3 protein-coding genes are annotated in these 1647 nt (G+C 50.0%); all 3 read left to right on the top strand.

Annotated elements, in window-relative coordinates; all coding sequences use genetic code 11:
- Nucleotides 1-324: DnaJ C-terminal domain-containing protein (locus tag RMO79_RS20990; RefSeq protein ID WP_310485214.1), on the top strand; the 324-nt coding region annotated here is incomplete at its 5' end.
- A complete protein-coding gene (locus RMO79_RS20985; RefSeq protein ID WP_310485213.1) occupies nucleotides 321-632 on the top strand; it encodes a chaperone modulator CbpM in 312 nt (103 codons plus the stop codon). The genes RMO79_RS20990 and RMO79_RS20985, both read left to right, overlap by 4 nt.
- Nucleotides 633-1070: 438 nt before the next feature.
- Nucleotides 1071-1647: two pore domain potassium channel family protein (locus tag RMO79_RS20980; RefSeq protein ID WP_310485212.1), on the top strand; the 577-nt coding region annotated here is incomplete at its 3' end.

Raw genomic sequence — 1647 nt, 5'->3', positions numbered from 1 at the left:
TCCTTCTTTAGATTTGAGGGCGATAACCTCGTCTGTGATGTGCCCATTCGCCCCGACGAGGCAGTGCTGGGGGCAGAAATCCAAGTACCAACTCCCGATGGTAGCGTGACGATGAAAGTGCCCAGAGGGGTGAAATCGGGGCAATCGCTCAAACTGCGCGGTAAAGGCTGGACGTTACCAAAGGGGGGGCACGGTGACTTATTCGCCAAACTTCAGATCGTTACGCCCCGGCAGCTCAATGAAATCGAGCAGGAATGTTACGAAAAAATTCAGGCAAATACCACCTTTAACCCCCGCGCCCACTTGGAGGAGATAACATTATGACTTTCAGCCTATCCACCACCGTAGTTTCAACAGAGGGGGATTGTCTATACACCTTTGAATATGCTGCCAATGTCGCGCAGACTTCGATCGCGGTCATACATGTTTATGTCCAGTTGGGCGTTATCGAACCCACAGGCTCGATGCTACATTCGCGCGAGATTGCCCGCATCGCTCAGATTCAGCGGTTGCAGCAAGATTTGGGAGTGAACTTAGTTGGAGCCGCGATCGTGCTGGATCTGGCGCAAGAAGTAGCTCAGTTGAAAGCACAACTTGAGGTGTATCGATCTCAGCCACAGAGTCTACGTTGACATGCTTCTCGGCGTGAACGCGCGAGAATTCCAAGAATCACTTCTTGGTTTTTCTGCTTCATAGCAACTGCCTCAGCTCCCAAGGGAGATTTGGTCTTATGTTCGCTCCACAGACTAGCCCCGCAAGCCCTGCGGTTTTTAAAAAGTAAACCAACTAATTTAACTATGTCACTCAAGGATGTTCAACCATTGCCCCTCGTGCTTTTCCCGGTCTACCGATTTTTCTGCGCCGCCAGTTAACTGGACTTCGCTCGTTAGGCTGTCTGATCCATGCGTCTCGGGTGGGTCAACGACCAATGTCATTGTACCGCAAGCGATCGTGTGTTTACTAGTGGTAATTCACAGCGCATACTAGCTGCACTTCGTTTGCTCCTGTAAAGCCGTGCTGTTGGCATAGCCTGCCGTAGGCACAGCACGGGGTTTCTACCCAAATTTCTGATGAAGCACCCACATCAACAGCCAGCCTTAGAACGAGAACGTGGCGAAGTCTTCCAACAGTGGGAAGATTGGTCGGAAATGCCGATGCTGGTGCTAAGTTTTGCGTGGTTGGGATTGTTTATTATCGAGCTAGTTTGGGGGCTAACTCCGATCTTAGAAGCCATTGGAACGACCATTTGGATCGCTTTTATCCTCGACTTTAGCGTCGAATTCACCCTTGCTCCGCGCAAACTTTCCTACATCAAGCATCATTGGTTAATTGCATTTTCACTACTGATTCCAGCCTTGCGAATCTTTCGGATAATGCGAGTCATTCAGCCGTTGCAATCGATTCATGGAATTCGAGGGTTACAGTTGTTACGCATCACGATCGGTACCAACAGAGGAATGCGCTTATTTGGTGCCAGCTTTCAGCGGCGCGGGTTTGGCTATGTGGTGGGATTAACTGTAATCGTCACCCTGATTGGATCGGCTGGTATGTATGCGTTCGAGCGCGAAGTTCCCAATGGGATTATTACTGACTATGGCATTGCATTGTGGTGGACGGCAATGGTGATGACGACGATTGGATCTGACT

The sequence above is a fragment of the Chamaesiphon sp. VAR_48_metabat_403 genome, assembly GCF_031422475.1.
Taxonomy (GTDB): Bacteria; Cyanobacteriota; Cyanobacteriia; order Cyanobacteriales; family Chamaesiphonaceae; genus Chamaesiphon.
This window is presented reverse-complemented; position numbering and strand designations above follow the sequence as displayed.